Origin of the sequence: Actinoplanes sp. NBC_00393 (assembly GCF_036053395.1) — a bacterium.
In the GTDB taxonomy this organism is placed as follows: Bacteria; Actinomycetota; Actinomycetes; order Mycobacteriales; family Micromonosporaceae; genus Actinoplanes.
In genome coordinates, this window is record NZ_CP107942.1 from 2,297,162 (window position 1) to 2,317,169 (window position 20,008).

Annotated in this window: 17 protein-coding genes, 1 tRNA gene and 2 pseudogenes; 13 read left to right on the plus strand and 7 right to left on the minus strand. The window is 71.6% G+C overall.

Going from position 1 to position 20,008, the window contains the following annotated elements:
• Positions 1–2: 2 nt before the first annotated feature.
• The 3 genes from OHA21_RS10510 to OHA21_RS10520 form a co-directional block, all read right to left on the minus strand.
• A complete protein-coding gene (locus tag OHA21_RS10510) occupies positions 3–1,046 on the minus strand; it encodes a FecCD family ABC transporter permease (protein WP_328472671.1) in 1,044 nt (347 codons plus the stop codon).
• Positions 1,046–2,080 carry an iron-siderophore ABC transporter substrate-binding protein gene (locus OHA21_RS10515; RefSeq protein ID WP_328472673.1) on the minus strand — a complete coding sequence of 345 codons (1,035 nt, stop codon included), beginning with the start codon at positions 2,078–2,080 and terminating at the stop codon, positions 1,046–1,048. The genes OHA21_RS10510 and OHA21_RS10515 overlap by 1 nt, the downstream gene beginning before the upstream one ends.
• Positions 2,081–2,177: 97 nt before the next feature.
• Positions 2,178–2,744, minus strand: coding sequence for an AAA family ATPase (locus OHA21_RS10520; RefSeq protein ID WP_328472675.1), 567 nt, complete (start codon positions 2,742–2,744; stop codon positions 2,178–2,180).
• Between the two features lie 649 nt (positions 2,745–3,393).
• Here OHA21_RS10520 and OHA21_RS10525 point away from each other — a divergent pair.
• The 4 genes and pseudogenes from OHA21_RS10525 (at position 3,394) to cpt (ending at position 4,442) form a co-directional block, all read left to right on the plus strand.
• A tRNA-Gln gene (locus OHA21_RS10525) sits at positions 3,394–3,465 on the plus strand.
• A 17-nt stretch (positions 3,466–3,482) separates the two neighbouring features.
• Complete coding sequence (locus OHA21_RS10530) at positions 3,483–3,695, plus strand: hypothetical protein (RefSeq protein WP_328472677.1); 213 nt, start codon at positions 3,483–3,485, stop codon at positions 3,693–3,695.
• Positions 3,696–3,706: 11 nt separating this feature from the next.
• Positions 3,707–3,919 (plus strand): annotated as a pseudogene (locus OHA21_RS10535) (N-acetyltransferase); the annotation flags it as partial.
• The gene (gene cpt, locus OHA21_RS10540) at positions 3,909–4,442 is read left to right on the plus strand and encodes a chloramphenicol phosphotransferase CPT (protein WP_328472679.1); all 534 of its coding nucleotides are present in this window, start codon (positions 3,909–3,911) and stop codon (positions 4,440–4,442) included. The pseudogene OHA21_RS10535 and the gene cpt, both read left to right, overlap by 11 nt.
• Here the strand turns inward: cpt and OHA21_RS10545 are convergent.
• Positions 4,435–5,055, minus strand: a complete 621-nt coding sequence (locus OHA21_RS10545) for a dihydrofolate reductase family protein (RefSeq protein ID WP_328472681.1) — start codon at positions 5,053–5,055, stop codon at positions 4,435–4,437. The genes cpt and OHA21_RS10545 overlap by 8 nt on opposite strands.
• Positions 5,056–5,176: 121 nt before the next feature.
• Here OHA21_RS10545 and OHA21_RS10550 point away from each other — a divergent pair, with 121 nt between their 5' ends.
• The 6 genes and pseudogenes from OHA21_RS10550 to OHA21_RS10575 all read left to right on the plus strand — a co-directional run.
• Positions 5,177–6,184 carry an AAA family ATPase gene (locus OHA21_RS10550; RefSeq protein ID WP_328472683.1) on the plus strand — a complete coding sequence of 336 codons (1,008 nt, stop codon included), beginning with the start codon at positions 5,177–5,179 and terminating at the stop codon, positions 6,182–6,184.
• Complete coding sequence (locus OHA21_RS10555; RefSeq protein ID WP_328472685.1) at positions 6,181–7,158, plus strand: DUF58 domain-containing protein; 978 nt, start codon at positions 6,181–6,183, stop codon at positions 7,156–7,158. Before OHA21_RS10550 ends, OHA21_RS10555 begins: the two co-directional genes overlap by 4 nt.
• On the plus strand, positions 7,155–8,105 hold the full coding sequence (locus tag OHA21_RS10560; protein ID WP_328472687.1) for a VWA domain-containing protein: 951 nt from the start codon (positions 7,155–7,157) through the stop codon (positions 8,103–8,105). The genes OHA21_RS10555 and OHA21_RS10560 overlap by 4 nt, the downstream gene beginning before the upstream one ends.
• Positions 8,106–8,191: 86 nt before the next feature.
• A complete protein-coding gene (locus OHA21_RS10565) occupies positions 8,192–9,043 on the plus strand; it encodes a S1C family serine protease (protein ID WP_328472689.1) in 852 nt (283 codons plus the stop codon).
• Between the two features lie 7 nt (positions 9,044–9,050).
• Positions 9,051–9,734 (plus strand): response regulator transcription factor, encoded by a 684-nt coding sequence (locus tag OHA21_RS10570; protein WP_328472691.1) that lies wholly within the window; start codon positions 9,051–9,053, stop codon positions 9,732–9,734.
• 164 nt (positions 9,735–9,898) lie between these two features.
• A pseudogene (locus OHA21_RS10575) lies at positions 9,899–10,789 on the plus strand (sensor histidine kinase); the annotation flags it as partial.
• Here the strand turns inward: OHA21_RS10575 and OHA21_RS10580 are convergent.
• Together OHA21_RS10580 and OHA21_RS10585 are read right to left on the minus strand one after the other, a co-directional pair.
• Positions 10,775–12,079, minus strand: a complete 1,305-nt coding sequence (locus OHA21_RS10580) for a multidrug effflux MFS transporter (protein ID WP_328472694.1) — start codon at positions 12,077–12,079, stop codon at positions 10,775–10,777. The pseudogene OHA21_RS10575 and the gene OHA21_RS10580 sit on opposite strands and share 15 nt — an antisense overlap.
• On the minus strand, positions 12,076–13,098 hold the full coding sequence (locus tag OHA21_RS10585) for a zinc-dependent alcohol dehydrogenase family protein (RefSeq protein WP_328472696.1): 1,023 nt from the start codon (positions 13,096–13,098) through the stop codon (positions 12,076–12,078). The genes OHA21_RS10580 and OHA21_RS10585 overlap by 4 nt, the downstream gene beginning before the upstream one ends.
• 128 nt (positions 13,099–13,226) lie before the next feature.
• Between OHA21_RS10585 and OHA21_RS10590 the strand changes: the two genes are divergently transcribed.
• The gene (locus OHA21_RS10590; protein ID WP_328472698.1) at positions 13,227–14,093 is read left to right on the plus strand and encodes a helix-turn-helix transcriptional regulator; all 867 of its coding nucleotides are present in this window, start codon (positions 13,227–13,229) and stop codon (positions 14,091–14,093) included.
• Here OHA21_RS10590 and OHA21_RS10595 read toward each other — a convergent pair.
• On the minus strand, positions 14,071–14,670 hold the full coding sequence (locus OHA21_RS10595; RefSeq protein ID WP_328472700.1) for an AbfB domain-containing protein: 600 nt from the start codon (positions 14,668–14,670) through the stop codon (positions 14,071–14,073). The two genes, OHA21_RS10590 and OHA21_RS10595, sit on opposite strands and share 23 nt — an antisense overlap.
• Before the next feature lie 140 nt (positions 14,671–14,810).
• Between OHA21_RS10595 and OHA21_RS10600 the strand changes: the two genes are divergently transcribed.
• Complete coding sequence (locus OHA21_RS10600) at positions 14,811–16,478, plus strand: serine/threonine-protein kinase (RefSeq protein WP_328472702.1); 1,668 nt, start codon at positions 14,811–14,813, stop codon at positions 16,476–16,478.
• 77 nt (positions 16,479–16,555) lie between these two features.
• On the plus strand, positions 16,556–19,966 hold the full coding sequence (locus tag OHA21_RS10605; protein WP_328472704.1) for an NACHT and WD repeat domain-containing protein: 3,411 nt from the start codon (positions 16,556–16,558) through the stop codon (positions 19,964–19,966).
• Positions 19,967–20,008 lie beyond the last annotated feature (42 nt).

Genomic DNA, 20,008 nt, shown 5'->3' on the forward strand with positions numbered 1-20,008 from the left:
GCTCACAGCTCACGTACCTTCTGCCGGCGGACGATGTAGATGAAGAACGGGGCGCCGATCAGGGCGGTGATGATGCCGGCCTCGATCTCGTCGGGCCGGTTCACCACCCGGCCGACGACGTCCGCGCCGGTCAGCAGCGCGGCGCCGACGAGTGTGGCGAACGGCAGCAGCCAGCGGTGGTCGAGCCCGACGAGCAGGCGGCACACGTGCGGGACGATCAGGCCGACGAAGGCGATCGGCCCGGCGACCGCGGTGGCCGCGCCGCACAGCACGACCGCGCCGAGGGCGGCGACGCCGCGGACCAGGGCGACGCGTTCGCCGAGGCCGGCGGCCAGTTCGTCGCCGAGCGCGAGGGAGTTCAGCGCGCGGGCGCAGAGCAGGCAGATGACCAGGCCGGCGATCAGGAACGGCAGCACCTGGCCGATGCTCTCCCAGGTGGCGCCGCCGACCCCGCCGACCTGCCAGGACTGGAAGTTCTCGGCAATGTCGCCGCGCGGCAGCACGACCGCGGTCACCATCGACGCCAGCGCGGCGGAGGTGGCCGCACCGGCCAGCGCGATCTTGAGCGGGGTGGCGCCGCCTCGGCCGAGGGAGCCGACCGCGTAGACGAACAGGGTCGACACGGCCGCGCCGGCGATGGCGACCCAGATGTACGCGGTGGCGGTGTACAGCCCGATGGTCACCATGCCGACCGCGATCGCCAGCATCGCGCCCATGTTGACGCCGAGGATGCCCGGGTCGGCGAGCGGGTTGCGGGTGACACCCTGCATCACGGCGCCGGACAGGGCCAGCGCCGCGCCGACGAGAGCCGCGAGCACCGTACGCGGAATGCGTTTGACCACCGCTGCGTGATTGAGCGTCTCGTCGGTGCCGCCGAAGGCGGCGGTGACGTCGGACCAGCCGACGATCCGCGAGCCGAAGGCGACCGACGCGAGCATGACCAGGATCAGCACGGCCAGGACGGCCAGCAGCCAGCCCAGGCGCACCCGGGCCGGGCGTCGCAGCGAAGCGACGTCCGGCCCGGATTTGGTTTCGACGAGCGTCATCAGATCTTGTCGGCGGCCTTGCCGAGCAGGTCGACGTAGTCCTTCAGCACGAAGGAGACGGCGAGCGGCGTCGGGTTGGCGGCGGTGGCCACCGGGGTGCTGCCGGGCAGCGAGACGAACGAGCCACGGGCAATCGCCGGGATCTTGGACAGCAGCGGGTCCTTCTGCAGAGTCGCGAGGGTGGTGCCCTCGGCGTCACCGTAGGTCACGATGATGTCCACGTCGCTGAGGTTCTGGACCTGCTCCGCGCTCTGGGTGAGGCTAAACTCCTCGGTGGTCGCGGAGGCCTTCTCGATGCTCGCCGGGTGCTTCATGCCGAGGTCGGTGAAGAACTGGGCGCGGGTGTCGTGCGTCGTGTAGAAGCTGATCTTGCTGAGGTCGGTCGGGTCCAGGTGGGTCAGGAACATCACCGACTTACCGGCCAGCTTGGGGTAGCGCGCCGCCTCGGTCTTCATCTCCTGCTCGATCTTGGCGATCAGGGCATCGCCTTCGGCGGCCAGGCCGAGAGCCTGGCTCTCCAGCTTGATGCTGTCACGCCACGAGGTGGCCCAGGCGGCCTTCGGGTACGCGACGACCGGCGCGATCTTGGTCAGGGTGTCGTAGTCCTGCTGGGTCAGACCCGAGTAGGCGGCCAGGATGACGTCGGGCTTGGTGTTCGCCACCGCCTCGAAGTCGATGCCGTCGGTCTCGTCGAAGAGCACCGGCGTCGGGGCGCCCAGCTCCTTGAGCTTCGCGGCGTCCCAGGGCAGCAGGCCGTCGCCGTCCTCGTCACCGAAGTTCGCCTTGGCGTAGCCGACCGGGACGATGCCCAGCGCCAGCGGCACCTCGTGGTTGGCCCAGTTGACGGTGGCGACCCGCTCGGGCTTCTTCTCGATCGTGGTGGTGCCGAACGCGTGGGTGACCGTGACCGGGAACGTCGCCGCCGCGCTGCCGGAGGCAGCCGGGGTGTCCTCGCTGTCCGAGCTGCCGCAGGCGGTCAGCGCGAAGGCGGTGGTAAGGACGACGATTCCGGCGAGGAATCGGGGTGCGCGCATGGTGGGGGAACTCCAGTTCGTTGCAGATAAGGCATGCCTAACCTAAGGGTTCGGCCAGCATTCTGCATGATCGACTCCCCGGGGTGTGGTGTGGGCCTCACCTGGCCTTCTGCGCGCACCGGGGACAGCGGGTCGGGCACGGGGTCAGCGCCGCCGTCCGCGCCAGGCCGCTCGTGTGCAGGATCGCCGCCACGGCGTCGTCGAAGCCGGTCCGCTCAGTGACGACGTGCTCGCCGGCGACGCCGAGCAGATCGCGCTCCCGGTACCACTCACGCATCTGCTCAGCGCTCACCGGAATCGGCTCGGCCCGCCCGAAATGCCGCCGAACCGTCTCCTCGAACGAAACGTCGAGGTAGAAGACGCTGCTCGGCCCGGCGTGCTCGGCGACCAGCCGGTGCAGGACGTCGCCGTACCCCGCGGTGTCGAGAATCCCTTCGAGCACCACGTGATAACCGAGATCCAGGGCGGAGCGTACGGTCGTGGCGACGAAGGCCGGCGCCACCGGATCGAACCGCCCGCCGTGCTCGCGCAGCACCACCCGGCGCAGGTAGTCCTGCTCGACGAGGGCGGCGCCCCGCCCGTACCGGCGCCGAACCTCCCGCGCCGTAGTCGTCTTCCCACTCCCGCTGTTCCCGCGGATGATCACGAGCGTCGCGTCCGGCAAGGCCGTCCCTACCCTCCTGCTTGACCGTCGATGTGAGGATCGGCCAGTGGATCAGCTGAGCAGCCGGATCGTCTACCGCAACCCGTGGATGACGGTCCGCGAGGACGAGTACCGGCGCCCCGACGGGGGCCGCGCTCACCCTCTACCGCCTGGCGCCGTAAATACGTTGCCCGTGCCGGCCGGCCTGCCTATGTTCGTAGCCAGCACCGATCATCACGGGCAGGAGAGACAGATGCAGTGGCAAGCCTCGTTCGTCCGCCCACGGTGGTGTGTCGGCTAGCAGCGCTAGTCAGGTTCACGCCGCCGACCCGGACCGGGGACGGCGGCTTTTCTGTATCTCGGCAGCGCATCGGGCCCGGCTGCCGATCACGGCGCCGGGCACGGGAACGGTGATCATCGCGGGCCGGCTCGACGGGTAAGGCGACCGCCGGGCTCGCTGGAGGGGAGTAGCTACCCCGCCAACGCGACAGTCACCGCTCCCGTGCCGGCGCACCACGCATCACACCGCGGCCGCCCACCGGCGGCCGTGTCCAGCGCACGGTGAGAGGCGCGCAAGTCCGGCGGACCCACGGAGGTCCGGGCACCCGGGCCGCGCCGTCCCGCGCTGGAGTCCGGCCGGCGAGCCCGCATCGACTCGCCGGCCGGACCATGCGGGCTGGTGCAACCGGCAGCACGCCCGGCTTTGGACCGGGAGATGGAGGTTCGAGTCCTCCGGCCGCAGCTTTCTACGATGGTCGGATGGTTACGCACGAAGAGCGTGCACTTCTCGCCCTGGCCAAGCAGCTACGGGACGCGACGGCGGACGCCGGCCGGCCGGACGTCGTCGCCAAGGTCGACGAAGCGATCCTGCTGCTCGCCGGCGCCGACGCCGACGACGACCCCGACAAGCCCATCAGCAAGGACGAGAAGACGAACATCGTCCTGCGGATCCTCGACGGACTCGGCTTCTGACGTGAAGCTGCCACCTGGCCGACCTCGAGAGTCACGCCGAGCGCTCGGCTCGGCGGGTGGACCTCCCGACGCCGGAGGGCGACGTGCCGGCGTCCTCGTGGGTGAGCGCCGCCCGCGCAGAACTGGATGGCCCGCTGACCGATGTCGTGGGAGCGTGGCTGTCGCAGGCATGGCCGTTCGAGGTCGTGCACTACCGTTCCGGGGAGTCGTCGAGTGAGCACTGACGTCATCGTTTTGAACGGCGGGTCGAGTTCGGGGAAGTCGGGCATCGTGCGCTGTCTGCAGGCCCTCCTCCCGCAGCCGTGGATCAACCTGGGCGTGGACGACCTGATCGAGCGGCTGCCGCCCGCGCTTCTGGACTCCGGCTCGGGGATCACGTTCGGGCAGGGTGGTGACGTCGTCCTCGGTGACGAGTGGCGCGCGATCGAGAATGCGTGGACGATCGGCATCGCTGCCATGGCCCGGGCCGGGGCGCGGGTCATCATCGACGACAACTTCCTCGGTGGCCGCGCCAGCCAGGAGCGGTTGCGCGGCCACCTCGACGGACTGCGGGTGCTGTGGGTCGGCGTGCACTGTTCGCCGGAAGCCGCCGAGGCGCGCGAGTTCGCCCGCGGCAACCGGGCGCCGGGGATGGCCGCCCAGCAGGCGACGAAAGTGCATGAGGGCGTTGTGTACGACGTGGAGGTCGACACCACCCACGCCGAGTCCCTCGACTGCGCCCGCATCATCGCCCGGCACGTCAGCTGACCGAGGCCGGTGCATACCGGGGGCGGCCGGTGGTGCGGTAGGTCTGGAACGTCAGGCCACTCGCGGTGGTCCGTGACGCGAGCAGCTCCAGGGCAGCGTCCGGCCCAGTATCGGGGAACAGCCGGGTGCCCTGGCCGACGATCACCGGGTAGGTGAGCAGGACCAGCTCGTCGACCAGGTCGTTGGCGAGCAGCCAGCGGATCAGGGCGCCGCTGCCGTGCACCTGCAGTTCGCCGTCGCCGGAGGCCTTCAGCGTGCCGATCGCCGCGGCCAGGTCGCCGGACAGGACGGTCGTGTCCGCCCACTGCGGGTCGGTCAGAGTGGTCGACGCGACGTACTTGGGGCGGCTGTTCAAGGCTGACGCGATCGGGTTGGCCGGGTCGGTGATCAGCCGCCAGTAGCCGGCGAAGATGTCGTACGTGTGCCGGCCGAACAGGAACGCGCCGGCCCGCTGGTAGATCTCGCCGAGGAACGTCTCGGCCTCGTCGTCGAAGAGCGGCAGGGCCCACCCGCCGCGCGTGAAACCGTCCCTGCGGTCCTCGTCGGGGCCGCCGAGTCCCTGCATGACGCCGTCGACGGAGACGTTCGTGATGGTGGTCAGTCTCATACTCATATCCCCTCCACGTACAGCGTTGCCCCGATCCGACAGCTGTGCGGTAGCTGGCAGTCGTCCTTCGGTTCGTTTTCGGTCCCGGTTGCTGTCATGAGTGTCCGAACAGCCGAGAGGGAGACACATGACGGACTTCGCGGCAGACGCCGACGCGCGTCTGCTCGAACAGACGTTGTTCGAGGTCAAGAAGGTGATCGTCGGGCAGGACCGGCTGGTGGAGCGGCTGCTGACCGCGCTGCTCGCCGGTGGGCACTGCCTGCTCGAAGGAGTGCCGGGGGTGGCCAAGACCCTCGCCGCCGAAACTTTGGCGATCGCGGTCGGCGGCAGCTTCCACCGGATCCAGTTCACCCCCGACCTGGTGCCGTCGGACATCCTCGGCACCCGGATCTACCGGCCCAGCCAGGAGAGCTTCGACGTCGAGCTGGGACCGGTGATGGCGAACCTGGTGCTCGCCGACGAGATCAACCGGGCGCCGGCGAAGGTGCAGTCGGCGCTGCTCGAGGTGATGGCCGAGGGACACGTGTCGCTCGGCGGGCGTACCTATCCGGTGCCGCAACCGTTCCTGGTCCTCGCCACCCAGAACCCGATCGAGAGCGAGGGCGTCTACCAGCTGCCGGAGGCGCAGCGCGACCGGTTCCTGATGCGCGTGGTGGTCGGCTACCCGAGCGACGAGGACGAGCTGGGCATTCTCTACCGGATGGGCGGGGTACGCCCGACCGCCGGCCCGGTCCTCGACACCACCCGCCTGCTGGCCCTGCAGCAGCGCGCCCGGGACGTGTTCATGCACCACGCCCTCGCCGAGTACGTGGTGCGGCTAGTCCTGGCCACCCGCAACCCGGCCCGGTTCGGTGTGCCGGAGGCGGCCGGCCAGCTCGCGTACGGTGCCAGCCCCCGCGCCACCCTCGGCCTGGTCGCCGCCGCCCGGGCCCTGGCCCTGCTGCGCGGCCGGCAGTACGTGCTGCCCGCCGACGTCGTCGACATCGCCCCGGACGTCCTCGCGCACCGCCTGGTGCTGGCCTTCGACGCGGTCGCCGACGGCGTGCAGCCGGAGTCGATCGTCCAGCGGCTGCTGGCCGCGGTTCCGGCTCCGGTGATCTCCCCGGCACAGGAAGACCTGGGAGCCGCCGCGTGAACGAGGGTGCCTCGCTCAACGAACTCACCCCGGAACGACGGCTGCGGCGCCTGGAACTCCTCGTCACCCGCCGCCTGGACGGCCTGCTGCACGGCTCCCACCTGGGACTACTGCCCGGCCTGGGCAGCGAACCGGCCGGCAGCCGCGAGTACCGGCCCGGTGAGGACGAGGTGCGGCGGATGGACTGGGCGGTCACCGCGCGCACCACCGTGCCGCACGTGCGGACCGTCGACGCGGACCGGGAGCTCGCCACCTGGGCGCTGGTCGACGCCACCGCGAGCATGGACTTCGGCACGGCCGAGTTCGAGAAACGCGAGCTGGCGATCGCCGCGGTGGCCGCGGTCGGGTTCCTCACCACCGGCGCCGGGAACCGGTTGGGCGCGCACCTGCTGACCGGCGGGGGAGTGTCGCGATTTCCGGCGCGCGGTGGGCGTACCCATCTGCTCGGTGTTCTGAGGTCTCTGCTGGCCCTGCCCCGTGCGGTGCCGGCGGCTGCGCTGCCGCTGGCCGAGGCGATCGACGGTCTGCATGCGGCCGTGCCGCGCCGCGGGCTGATGGTGGTGGTCTCGGATTTCCTGGACGGCCTCGACGAGGACGGGCTGGGGCCCGGCGCGCCGGCGTGGGAGCGGCCGCTGCGGCGGCTGGCTGCGCGGCACCAGGTTCTGGCTGTTCAGGTGGGTGATCCGCGGGAGCAGGAGCTGCCCGATGTGGGGCTGCTGGCGCTGGTCGATCCGGAGACCGGGCGGCGCCGGGAGGTGCACACGGCAAGCAACAAACTGCGCCGACGGTACGCCGAAGCAGCGCGCCGCCAGCAGGAGAGTGTGGCCGCGGCGATCGGCCGGGCCGGGGCCGCGCACCTCGCGTTGCGCACCGACCGGGACTGGGTCGCCGACATCGTCCGGCACGTGTACGCGCAGCGCCGCCTGGCCCGCGGCGCTCACCGTCCGATGAACTCTGGAGGTGCAACCGCATGAGCTGGCTCTCGCCGGAACGGCTGTGGCTGCTGGCCGCGGTCGCCGCGCTGGCCGTGGCGTACGTGTTCGCGCAGCGCCGCCGCAGCCGGTACGCCGTCCGCTTCACCAACCTGAAACTGCTGGACCGGGTCGCGCCGAAGCGCCCCGGCTGGCGCCGGCACGTGCCGGCCGGGCTGTTCCTGGCCATGCTCGGGCTGCTGGTCGTCGGGTTCGCCCGGCCGCAGGCCGAGGTGCAGGTCCCCCGGGAACGGGCGACCGTGCTGGTGGCGGTGGACGTGTCGCGGTCGATGCTGGCCGACGACGTCGCCCCGGACCGGCTGAGCGCGGCCAAGGACGCGGCCCGGGAGTTCGTCACCGAGCTGCCGGAGCAGTTCAACGTGGGGCTGGTCGGGTTCGCCGGGTCGGCGTCGGTGTTCGTGCCGCCGGTGACCGACCGGACCACGGTGAATGCCGGCATCGACCGGTTGGCCGAGGGCACTGCTGGGCGGGCCGGGACCGCGATCGGGGATGCGATCGCCACGTCGCTCGAAGCGATCCGCGGGCTGGACGCGGAGGCCGGGGAGGACGTGCCGCCGGCGCGGGTGGTGGTGCTGTCGGACGGCGCCAACACCTCGGGGCAGGATCCGGGGGAGGCGTCGCAGCTGGCTGCCGAGCTGGGTGTGCCGGTGGATGCGATCTCGTTCGGGACGGTGTCCGGGGTGATCGAGGGCGGTCAGGCGGTGCCGGTCGACGGGCAGACGTTGCAGGCCGTCGCGGACACCACCGGCGGCAACTACTTCGAGGCCGGCAGCGTGGATGAGCTGCGTGCCGCCTACGCCGATATCGGCAGCTCGGTGGGCTATCAGACCGAGGTGCAGGACGTGTCGGCCCGCTTCATCGGCATCGGATTGGCGTTCGCTGTGCTCGCTGCGCTGGCGTCGCTGTTCTGGTTCGCCCGGCTGCCCTGATCCCCGGCCGCCTTGAGCCCAGCCGTCCCCATCCCGGCTGCCTTGAGCCCAGCTGCCCCATCCCGGCTGCCCTGAGGAGGCTTCCGATGCTTACCACCGGACTTGGCGCCACACCTCGTGGCCCAGATTTCGTCTCGACCGACCTGGATCCTCAGCCGTTCCTGCCTCCGTCGTCGCCGCCGCCACCACCGACCCCGGGCGGGTCCCGCTGGCCGCTCTTCGTCGCCGGCGGTCTGGCGATCATCGCGGTATCGGCGGGCACCGGTGCCACCGCCGGCTACATGGCCGGGCGCGACTCGGAGCCGCCGCCCTACGCGGCACCCGCGCCCGCCCCGGCGGGCGTGCCCACCGACCTGGTCGCGGCGGCCGCACGGGCACTGCCAGGCGTGGTGTCGGTGCGGGTGAGCAGCGGCTCGTCCGGCTCGGGCTTCGTCTTCGACGACCGCGGTCACATCGTCACCAACGCCCACGTCGTCGCCGGCGGCGGCTCGGTCAGCATCGTCGGCGCCGACGGCCGCCGGCACACCGCCGAACTCGTCGGCGCCGACCGCAGCAACGACATCGCCGTCCTGCGCGTACCCACCGACGCCGGACTGACCCGTCTCGAGCTGGCCGACCCCCGCACCACGCAGGTCGGCCAGCCGGTCCTGGCTGTCGGCTCCCCGCTCGGCCTGTCCGGCACGGTCACCGCCGGCATCATCAGCGCCCTGGACCGCCAGGTACGCCTCGGCGGCGCCACCCGCCAGACCGCGGTGCAGACCGACGCGTCCATCAACCCCGGCAATTCCGGCGGCCCGCTGGTCAACGCCCGCGGCGAGGTCGTCGGGGTGAACACGGCCATCGCCACCCTCGAAGGCGGCGGCTCGATCGGCATCGGCTTCGCGGTGCCGATCGAGCGGGCCCGCGAGGTGGCCGCGACCCTCATCGGCCGTGGATAGTCGACAGATGCGCCTGCTCGTGGTGGAAGACGAAGAGGACCTGGCCGAGGGTCTGCGGGTCGGCCTGTCCCGCACCGGGTACGCGGTGGACGTCGCCGGTGACGCCGCGCAGGCGTACGAGCGGCTCACCGTCAACGAGTACGACCTGATGCTGCTCGACATCAACCTGCCCGACGGCGACGGGTTCACCCTGTGCCGCTCGCTGCGTGCCGGTGAGGTGCCGACGCCGGGCGCCGCCGACCTGCGGGTGCTGATGCTCACCGCCCGCGGCGGCCTCGACGACCGGGTCCGCGGCCTGGACGGCGGCGCCGACGACTACCTGGTCAAACCGTTCCATCTCAAGGAACTGCTGGCCAGGGTACGGGCCCTGCTGCGCCGCGACACGAACGGCGCCACCGCCCGGCTCACCATCGGCGGGCTGGTCCTGGACACCGCCCGGCACACCGCTTCCCTGCACGGCGAACCCCTGTCGCTGACCCCGAAGGAGTTCGGCGTCCTGGAGTACCTGATGACCCGCCCCGGGCACGTGGTCTCCAGCGAGGAGCTGCTCGAACACGTCTGGGACGCCAACGCCGACCCGTTCACCCAGACTGTCCGGGTCACCGTCGGCACGCTGCGCCGCAAGCTCGGCGACGGCTGGATCGCCACGGTCGTCGGCCGCGGCTACCGGCTGTCCGAGGGGGACTCGTGAGGTCCATCCGGTTCCGGCTGACCGTCATCTACTCGACGCTGCTGTTCGCACTGGCCGGGCTCACCCTGGCGGTCATCTACTTCGCGGTCGCCCAGTCCACCTCGCCGCAGCCGATCACCGAGCGCACCGCGAAAGTCTATGAGCGCGGGCAATTGGCGGGCACGATGACCGTCGCCGACGTCAGCCAGATCGAGGCGGCGGTCAACTACAGCACCCTGCAGAACCTGCGCACCTACTCGCTGATCGCGCTCGCCGGGCTGTTCGTCGCCAGCCTCGGGATCGGCTGGGTGCTGGCCGGGCGGGTGCTGCGGCCGGTCGGCGCGATCACCCGGACCGCCCGGGAGATCCAGGCCACCGACCTGACCCGGCGGATCCGGCTGCCGGGCCCCCGCGACGAGCTGCGTGACCTCGCCGACACCCTGGACTCCATGCTCGACCGGCTCGACCAGGCGTTCCAGGCGCAACGGCAGCTCATCGACGACGCCTCGCACGAGCTGCGCAGTCCGCTGGCGATCATCCGTACACATCTGGACGCCACCCTGACCGCCCCGGAGGCCACCGCCGAGGAACGCGGCCGTGCGGTCGCGGTCGTCGACCGGGCCACCACCCGGATGTCCCGGCTGGTCGAGGACCTGCTCGCCACCGCGCGCCGGGACGCGGACGCGCTCACCGACACCGACGTCGACCTGGGCGCGGTGGCCCGAGAGGCCGGCGAGGAGTCGTTCCTGCCGGACCGGCCCCTGCACCTGAACGTGCAGGCCGGGATCGGGCTGCGCGTGATCGGCGACGCGGACGCTCTGCGCCGGGCCGCCGGCAACCTGCTGTCCAACGCGGTACGCCTGGCGCCCACCGATTCGACCGTCACGGTGGCTGCCGGGCGTACCGGGTCGTGGATGTGGCTCGCCGTCGCCGACCAGGGGCCGGGGATCGCACCGGACGACCTGCCGCGGGTGTTCGACCGGTTCTGGCGCGGGGCCAACGGTTCGTCGCGGGAACGGCGTACCGGGCTGGGGTTGGCAATCGTGCGGCAGATCGTCGAGTCACACGGCGGTCAGGTCACCGCGTTCTCCACCCTCGGGGTGGGCAGCACCTTCGTCATGTGGCTGCCGGCCGCCGACCGGACCGGCGAGGAACCGCCGCCTGCCATCGACCCGCTCGGGTCGTGACAGCCACAGGCCGACCGTCGACAGGACCGCGCCGCCGACCACCAGCAGGGCCATCGGGACCGCGGTGTGCTCACCACCGAGCCCGGCGATCGGGGCGATGAGGCCGGCGGCCACCCATTGCACGAAGCCGAGCATCGCCGAGCCGGTGCCGGGATGGTCGGGCACCTCGGCGGACGCGAGCGCACCCGCGTTCGGAATGATCAGGCCCTGTGCGGTCATCAGCACGAAGAAGCAGATCACGGCCAGCAGCAAGGGAGTGCCGAACCAGAGCGCGCCCACCAGCAACGCCACGCCGGCGGCCAGCACGGCGACCTGACCGGCCAGGATCACCCGGCGGGTGTCGACCCGCCCGGCCAGGCGGGCGGCGACGAGCGCGGCGACGGTCATGCCGGCGGCGTTGGCGGCGAAGTCGACCGAGTAGGCGACCGGGGACATGCCGTTCATCGACTGCAGAACGAAGGCGGAGGTGGCGACGTACGCGAAAAGGGCCCCCATCGCCGACCCGCTGACCAGCAGGAACCCGACGTAGCGACGGTGAGTCACCACCTGCCGGCCGGCACGCGCGAAAGCGCGCAGGCCGCCGCCGTGCCGTTGGTGCAAGGGCAGAGATTCCGGTACGGCCACGAGCACCACGATCGCCATGGCGACCCCGAGCGCAGCCACCGCCCAGAACGACATCCGCCAGTTCGACAGCTGCAGGATCACCGCGCCGATCAGCGGCCCCACGACCGGTGCGATTCCGCCCACCCCGGCGACCACGTTGAGCAGGCGCACCAGCCGGGCGCCGGTCGCCAGGTCGACGATCACCGCCCGCCCGATCACCATGGCCCAGCCGCCGGAGAAGCCCTGCACGAACCGGGCCAGCATCATCACGCCGATCGAGGGCGTGAGCGCGCAGACGACGGACGCGACGGTCATCAGCGCGATGGCGGCGAGCAGCGGGCGGCGCCGCCCGCGCTGGTCGGAGACCGGTCCGCCGATCAGCTGGCCCAGCGCCATGCCGACGAAGAACGTCGTCAAGGTCAGCTGGACCTGGGCCGCGGACGCCTCCAGATCACCGGCGACCTGCGGGAACGCGGGCACGTACAGATCGGTGGCCAGCGGGGCGATCGCGGTCAGGAACACCACCGCCGCGACCAGCCCCGCGGTGATCTTCGGCCTGGCTGTTGTCCTGGTCACGGGCGCAGCAGGACCTTGATGGCTTCCCGGCGGTCCATCGCCTGGTAACCGGCGGCCGCGTCGTCCAGCGGCAGCTCCAGGTCGAACACCTTGCCCGGGTTGATCCGGCCCGACCAGATCCGGTCGATCAGATCCGGCAGGAACCGGCGGACCGGAGCCGGGCCGCCGTGCAGGTGCACGTGGGAGAAGAACAGCTCCATGCCGGGCAGGGCGACCTCGTGGGTGACCCCGACGTAGCCGACGTGCCCGCCGGCCCGCGCCGAGTGGATGGCCTGCATCATCGACTCCTGCGTGCCGACCGCCTCGATCACCGAGTGGGCGCCCAGCCCGCCGGTCATCTCCTTGATCGCGGCCACCCCCGCGTCACCGCGCTCGGCGACGATATCGGTGGCCCCGAACTCCAGCGCCAGCTTCTGCCGCGACTCGTGCCGGCTCATCGCGATGATCCGCTCCGCGCCGAGCTGCTGTGCGGCCATCACACCGAGCAGCCCGACCGCGCCGTCACCGACCACAGCGACCGTCTTGCCGGGCCCGGCCTCGGCCGCGACCGCCCCGAACCAGCCGGTTCCGAGCACGTCGGAGGCGGCCAGCAGGCTCGGCACCAGATCGTCGGACGGCATCTCCGGCGTGGCGACCAGGGTGCCGTCGGCCAGGGGAACCCGCATCCGCTCGGCCTGCGCGCCACCCGGGGCGGCGCTCTCCCGGTGCACACAGCCGGACTGGTAGCCGGACCGGCAGATCTCGCAGGTGTTGTCCGAGGCGAAGAACGAGCCGACCACGAATTGTCCGGGCCGCACGTTCCGGACCTCGCTACCGACCTCTTCGACGATGCCGGCGTACTCGTGGCCCATCGGCCGCGGCCCGTCCAGCTTCTCGATGCCCCGGTAGGGCCACAGGTCGGACCCGCAGACGCAGGTGGCGGCCAGCCGGATGATCGCGTCGGTGGGCTGCTCGATCCTCGGCTCGGCGCGGTCCTGGACACGGACCTCACCGGGCGCGGACATGACGGCAACACGCATGGGAACTGCTCCTTGAACTCGTCGGACCTCTCCAGCGTGCGTACCCGCCGGCCCGCGAAGAAGTCCCTGACGTGGGGTGTACTGGCAGGGCATCCCAGAGCGGCGGCACGGGTCGTACCGTCGGTGGGGTGGACAACCGAGCTGAGGTGCGGGACTTTCTCACCTCCCGCCGTGCCAAGGTGACGCCTGAGCGGGCCGGGATTCCGGCCGGTGGGCAGCGGCGGGTGCCGGGGCTGCGCCGCAGCGAGGTGGCGGCGCTGGCCGGGATGAGCGTCGAGTACTACGCGAAGCTGGAGCGCGGCGCTCTCGCCGGCGTCTCCGCGGGTGTGCTGGAAGCCATCTCCCGGGCGCTGCAGCTCGACGAGGCGGAACGGGCCCACCTGCTGCGCCTGGCCCACGAGGCCGACGGCAGCAACGCCGTGCTGCGGCCGCGCCGCCGGCCGAAGCAGTGGACCGTCCGGCCCAGCCTGCAGTGGTCGCTCGACGCGATCACCGTACCGGCGATCCTGGTCAACAACCGGCAGGACCTGCTCGGCGTCAACCATCTCGGCCGGGCCATGCACAGCGACCTGCTCGCCGACCCGGTCAGCCCGCCGGACTTCGGGCGGTTCATCTTCCTGGACAGCGCGGCCCGCCGGTTCTACCCCGACTGGAATCTGGCGGCCGACATGCTGGTGGCGAACCTGCGCACCGCCGCCGGCAAGGATCCGCACGGCAAGGGCCTGCACGACCTGGTCGGTGAACTGTCCACCCGCAGCGACGAGTTCCGCCGCCGCTGGGGCGCGCACAACGTGCGCATCCACGGCACCGGCGTCAAACAGTTCCGTCACCACATCGTCGGTGAGCTGACGCTGGCCTACGAGAGCATGGATCTGCGCGCCGAGACCGACCTCACGCTAACCATCTACTCCGCTGAGCCGCAGTCACCGACCGCGCACGCGCTGACCCTGCTCGCGTCGTGGGCCGCGGCGGCTACCCAGCCGGCTTCTGGATGACGAACGTGCTGTCCGTGGTGAACTCGCCCGAGCCGTCCGGCTTGTCGATGTAGAGCTCACCGTCGCGCCGGTGCAGGACGTGGGCCGGGTAGTTCTTCGAGCTCAAGCGGAAACCCGCGGTGGTCTCCTGCTCGATGCAGAAGGTGGCGTCCTTGCGGAACAGCTCCGAGTCGTCCTTGCCGTCGAAACGCAGCCGGTAGTCGAAGTGGCGCAGGTAGTCGCCGTCCGGGTTGCGGAAGGTGAAGCACGACTCGTCGGCCAGACCGGCCACGACGGCCAGTGTCATCGGGTCGTCGCCGGACATCGCGGCGAACTCGCCGTCCGCGGTCAGCACGGTCTGCGGGTCGCCGGCCAGGGCCAGCTGCCACTTTCCGGTGCGCAGGGAAGGCAACTCCGGGCTGGGGGAGACCGCCGCCGCCACCGGTGCCGCGGCGGCCGGGGTGATCGGCTCCGGGGTGTCCGCCGATGGACGCAGAACCCAGTACGCGACGGCCACGACCACGATGATCGCTGCGCTGACGGCGAGGGCGAGCACGCCGGGGTGCAGGCGCCGCGGCTCGCGGCCGTAGACGGTCATCGGTCGATTCCTCCTGAGGTTCTGCGGGCCGGGAAACCCTACGCGGTTCCCGCGGTCCGCGGCGCCCGCCGGTGGGAAGCCGAGACTTGAACCACTGCGCGGCGTTTCCCTGCCCGGATCAGCGGGCATCGGTGGCGGTGATGAACACCGGCGACCTGATGGACGGGCGGTTCCGGCTGCGTGACCGGCTCGGCGCCGGCGGCATGGCCGTGGTCTGGCGTGCCCACGACGAGGTCCTCGGCCGCGACGTGGCACTCAAGGTCCTCGCCCCGGACCTGGCCCGCGACGCGATGCTGCTGGCCCGCATCCGCGACGAGGCCCGGGCGGTCGCCCGGCTGCGTCACCCCAACATCGTGGATGTGTACGACTACGGCGAGGCGCCCCTTCCCTATGTGGTGATGGAGGTCGTCGAAGGCCGGTCCCTGTCACAGCTGCTCACCGGCGGTGCGCTGCCGTGGCGGCTGGCATCCGTGATCGGCGCGCAGGTGGCTGCCGCGCTCGCCGCCGCGCACCAGCAGGGCGTGGTGCACCGGGACGTGAAGCCGGGCAACGTGGTGGTCGGCGGCTCCCGCGTGAAACTGGTCGACTTCGGTATCTCCGCGTCGTCCGGCGACGACGACCGGGCCGCCGGCCAGGTTCTGGGCACCCCGGCGTACCTGGCGCCGGAACGCCTGGAGAACGGCGTCGTGCGCCCGGCCACCGATGTGTACGCCCTGGGCCTGCTGCTCTACCGCACACTGGCCGGCCGGTTGCCCTGGCAGGCGTCGACGACCACCGAGATGCTCGCCGCCCACCGCTACCAGGAGCCGTCTCCGCTGCCCCCGATCGCCGGGCTGCCGGACGAGGTGGCCGCGCTGTGCCGGCAGTGCCTGGAGAAGGACCCGGATCGGCGGCCGGGCGCCGCCGAGGTCGCGGTGGCCCTCGCCACGGTCGCCGGTCTGAGCCCGGCCAACCTGGGCCTGCCCGGCGAGCCTGCGGAAGAAGCCACGGCCGACATCGCGGAACCGACGGCACTCGTCGCCGCGACCACGACAAACGCCACCGCGGCGGCACCTGCCTCTGCCGCGACCACGGCAGGTGCCGCAGCCACGGCACCTGTCATTGCCGCTGCACCGGCCTTGAACAGCCCTTTCGTCATCGCGGCGAAGCGCTGGCGGGCGTTGCCGCGCCGCGGCCGGATTGCGGTCGCCGCCGGTACCGCGGCCGTGCTGCTGGCCGGCACACTCGCCGCCGCGACCCTGCCCGGCGGCGGTCCGGACGGCCCTGCCGCGCAGGCCGGCGCCCCGGCCGCCGCGGCAGTCCCGGAGAAGCGGACCGCCGAGTGCTCCGTCGGCTACTCCGTGGCCGGTTCCGCGAACGGCCGCTTCACCACGAAGGTCAGCATCGCCAACACCGGCACGGTGCCGATCCCGGCGGCCCGGCTCACCTTCACCCTGCCGGGGGAGCAGCAGCGCCTCCGTGCCGGGACACCGGGCACCTGGCGGCAGAACGGCCCGCAGATCTCCGCCCAGATCGGCGACCTCGCCGCCGGGCGCAGCCGCACCGCGACGATCAGCGGCACCTATCGGGCGGCCAGCACGCTGCCCAACCGGTTCGAGGTCAACGGAACCATCTGCCAGGCGGCCCTGTCCGTCGCGGCCGCGACCACCCGGCCGCCCGCCGCCGAGCCCGCCAAGGCGGCCCCGAAGAAGCCGGCTGCGAAGAAGGCCGAGCCCGAGCCCAAGAAGGCGAAGAAGGTCAAGCCGAAGAAGGCCGAGGAGTCGGACGAGGACGAGGACGACGAGAACGAAGAGGACGAGGACGAATAGCCGCCGTCAGCCCGCGAAGTCGAGGCCGCGCAAAGATGACGTTGACCGACCCGGACCGACCGAGGCGGTGAGGCCGCGTGACCGACGGACGCTTTGTCGGCCGGCGCGAGACGCTGGCCCTGATCCGGCGCTGGGTCGCCGACGGTGACCACCAGCCGTTGATCGTGACCGGAGCGCCCGGTTCGGGCAAGACCACGCTGATGCGGCGGCTCGGCGAGATCAACCGGTCCGGCGGCGCCGGATTCGAGTCGCAGACCTTCACCTACCTGCACTTCTGCCGCGCCACCGACGACCCGTCGCTGAACCCGTTCCGCTTCGTCGAGAACCTGTCCACCGCGCTGAGCCGGCGCTTCCCCGGCTTCCTCGAGGACCTGCTCGACCAGAACCCCGACGTGCAGATCAACGCCAGCCAGCAGGTCGGCTCGGCCGACGGCGCGACCGTCACCAACGTCGCGATCCAGCAGCTGGTGCTGGCGGAACGCTCGGCCCGGGTGGCCTACGACCGGGCGGTGCGCCGGCCCTTGGAGCGTCTCCGGCAGCGCGGCAACGCTGATCCGGTCCGCGTCGTCGTCGACGCCCTGGACGAGTCGCTGACCTTCGACGAGCACCGGCACCTGGTCGAACTGCTCCAGCACGCGCTGGACACGGCCGCCGCGCCGGGCGAGAAGCTGCAGTTCCTGCTGACCACGCGGCACGGTGATCAGCGCGTGACCGGCCGGCTGCGCGGTCTCCAGGTTGACCTGAGCACCGACGTCGACCGGGGTGACGTCGCCGAGTTCGTCGGCGCCGAGATCGGCCGCCGGCATTCCGGCCTGGACGAGGAGCGGCGCGAGCGCCTGACCGCGGACCTGGTCGAGGCGAGTCGCGGCAATTTCCTGTACGCCTACCACGCCGTCGAAGTCTTCGACCCGGTCTCCGAGGCCACCTCGCTGCCGGACGGGCTCCGCGGCCTGTACCGCAGGTTCCTGAGCCGCGAACTACGCCCGCAGCCGCGCGACGCCACCTGGACCCGCCAGCACTGGCCGGTCCTGTCCACCCTCGCCGTCGCCCGCGGCAGCGGCCTGGACGCGGCACATCTGTGCGGCGCCACCGGCCTGTCGCCCGCGGCGGTCCAGCAGACGCTCGACGCCTGCGGCCCGTTCCTGCGGTCGGCCGGACCGCAGGCGCCGGTGACCTTCTATCACCCGTCGTTCCGCGAGTTCCTGGTCGAGGACGAGGACCTGGCCATCACGGTGCAGCGCCCACATCGCCGGCTCGCCGAGTTCCTGACCGAGGAGTACCGGGCCGCACCGGACGAGCCCGCGAACCGGTACGCCGTGGAACACCTGCACACCCACCTGACCCGGGCGATCACCGAGGAGTCCCTCGCCACGCAGCGAGCGGCCCTCCGTCACCGGTTGCGCCTCGCCGTCGACGACGTCGGCCTGCTCGAACGCAAAGCGGCGCTCACCGGTGTGGACACTGTGGTCGCCGACCTGACCGCGGCCGCCGGCCAGGACACCTCCCTGGCCCCGCAGCTGGCCGCCGTCGACCGTGCCGCCACCCACCTGCGCCGATGGGCGCACGCCGACGAGCCGGAACTCTTCGCCCGCCAGGTCCTCGACGCCGCGCTTCAGGCGGACGCGGCCGGCCTCGCCGCGTCCGCACGCGAGCGGCTGACCGAACGCAACGCCTGGTACCTGTCACGCCGCTGGGACTCCCATCCGGAAAGCCCGGGCCTGGTCCGCCGCCTGGTCGGTCACCAGTGGGGAGTCGCGGCCGTGGTGACACTGCCCGGCGGGCGTGTCGCCACCGCCTCCTACGACGAGACGGTGCGGATCTGGAGCCCCCGGGACGGCGCGACCCTCAAAGTCATCCCCATGCGGCCGCCCGAAGACACCTGGAACAGGTACGTTCCGAAGGCTCTGGCGGTTCTCGCCGATGGCCGGATCGCCGTCGGGATGACGCCGAGGAACCATCGCGAGGGCGCATTCGCCGTGGTCGACCCGGATGCCGGCCGGATCGACCACTGGGCCGAGGGCCTCGGCGTCACCGCTCTGGTGACCAGCGGGAGCCGGCTGTTCGGTGTGGTCGGCGACGACGTTCTCGAATGGGATCAGGAGAGGGCCGACCAGGAACCGGTCAAGGCCTACCAGGGTCACCACGCTGTCATCCGCGCTCTCGCCGCCGACTCCCACGGCCGGGTGTACAGCGCCGACGAGGACGGTGAGCTCCACTGTTGGTCGCACAGTGAGGCCAGGAGTGACCTCGGGGCTCCGGTGACTGCTCTCGCCGCTCGCGACGGTTCGCTCGTTGCGGCCACCGAGGACGGCACGATCGCCGTCCTCGCCGCGGGCGGCCGGATCGAACGACGTTGGCCGGCCCACGATTCCGCGATCCACGCCCTCCTTCTCATGGACGGCGGTCTCAGCCGGGAGGACCCGCTGGTGATTTCGGCGTCGGATGACACCACGGTGCGGCTCTGGGACCCGCGGACCGGCAAGCAGGTCAGCACCCCACTCAAACACGAGGGCCTGGTGCAGAGTCTCGCCGACCTGGGAGGCGGGCTGATCGCGGCCGCGGAGTCCCAGGACGTCGTGCACATCTGGAACCTGGGGGCGATCCGGCCCGGGACGGCGGCCCGGCAAACCGGCATGGTCAGCAGCCTCGCGGTGGTGAACGGTGGAGCGTTCGCCGGGTACGAGGACGGCTACGCCCGCCTTCGGAACCTCGAGACCGGTGTGCTCGACGGCGAGTTCGGCGGGCACGACGGAGAGGTCACCGGCGTCGGCGAGAGCAAGGGCCGGCTCGTCACCGCCGGTCGCGACGGCACGGTCCGGGTCTTCCGGCGTTCCAGCGCCACGGCCGAGAAGACCTTCGAACTCGGGCGCGGCAAGATCCGTAATCTGGTGATCGCGGCCAAGGAAAGGGTCGTCGTGGCCGGCGACGAGCACGCGGCGAGTGTCAATCTGGACAGCGGCGAAGCGACCACCGTACTTCTCGGCTTCCCCCCGGTTCATGCCTTGACCGCCGGACCCGGCGGCTGGATCGCAGTGGGGGAGGACCGGGGCCGCCAGCGGCTGCAGAACCTGCGCACGGGCAAGAGCCAGTACATGCGACGGGGACATGACGGCTTCGGACTCGCGGCGCCAACAGCGATGACCATCACGGGTGACGAACTGCTGATCTCGAACGGTCACCAGTCCGGCGACCCGGACGGAATCCTGTTCGTCTACCGGATAGCTTCCGGCCGGATGACGGGCCGGATCAGCGCGCATACCTCGAACGTCTACTGCCTGGCGAGCGATGACGACGGCCGGGTCTGGAGCACCAGCCGGGATCGGTCGATTCAGATCCTGGACCCGGAGAAGCGCACCGTGCTCTGCCGCCTGTTTCTGGACCGGTCGGCTGCCTACGTCGCGCCGCTGCCGGACGGCACCGGCGTTCTGGTCGGTGACATGACCGGGCGGGTGAGCCGCTTCGACCTCACGATCCCCGACGGCACGTGACGATCTTTACATCGATTTTCGGCGCGCTGTGATGGGGTGCAG

Excerpts from the sequence above, each read along its gene's own strand:
- OHA21_RS10510 (WP_328472671.1), bottom strand. The coding sequence starts at position 1,046 with ATGACGCTCGTCGAAACCAAATCCGGGCCGGACGTCGCTTCGCTGCGA.
- OHA21_RS10545 (WP_328472681.1), bottom strand. The coding sequence starts at position 5,055 with ATGAGTATGAGACTGACCACCATCACGAACGTCTCCGTCGACGGCGTC.
- OHA21_RS10515 (WP_328472673.1), bottom strand. The coding sequence starts at position 2,080 with ATGCGCGCACCCCGATTCCTCGCCGGAATCGTCGTCCTTACCACCGCC.
- OHA21_RS10560 (WP_328472687.1), top strand. The coding sequence starts at position 7,155 with ATGAGCTGGCTCTCGCCGGAACGGCTGTGGCTGCTGGCCGCGGTCGCC.
- OHA21_RS10600 (WP_328472702.1), top strand. The coding sequence starts at position 14,811 with ATGAACACCGGCGACCTGATGGACGGGCGGTTCCGGCTGCGTGACCGG.
- OHA21_RS10530 (WP_328472677.1), top strand. The coding sequence starts at position 3,483 with ATGGTTACGCACGAAGAGCGTGCACTTCTCGCCCTGGCCAAGCAGCTA.
- OHA21_RS10595 (WP_328472700.1), bottom strand. The coding sequence starts at position 14,670 with ATGACCGTCTACGGCCGCGAGCCGCGGCGCCTGCACCCCGGCGTGCTC.
- OHA21_RS10550 (WP_328472683.1), top strand. The coding sequence starts at position 5,177 with ATGACGGACTTCGCGGCAGACGCCGACGCGCGTCTGCTCGAACAGACG.
- OHA21_RS10585 (WP_328472696.1), bottom strand. The coding sequence starts at position 13,098 with ATGCGTGTTGCCGTCATGTCCGCGCCCGGTGAGGTCCGTGTCCAGGAC.
- OHA21_RS10565 (WP_328472689.1), top strand. The coding sequence starts at position 8,192 with ATGCTTACCACCGGACTTGGCGCCACACCTCGTGGCCCAGATTTCGTC.
- OHA21_RS10570 (WP_328472691.1), top strand. The coding sequence starts at position 9,051 with ATGCGCCTGCTCGTGGTGGAAGACGAAGAGGACCTGGCCGAGGGTCTG.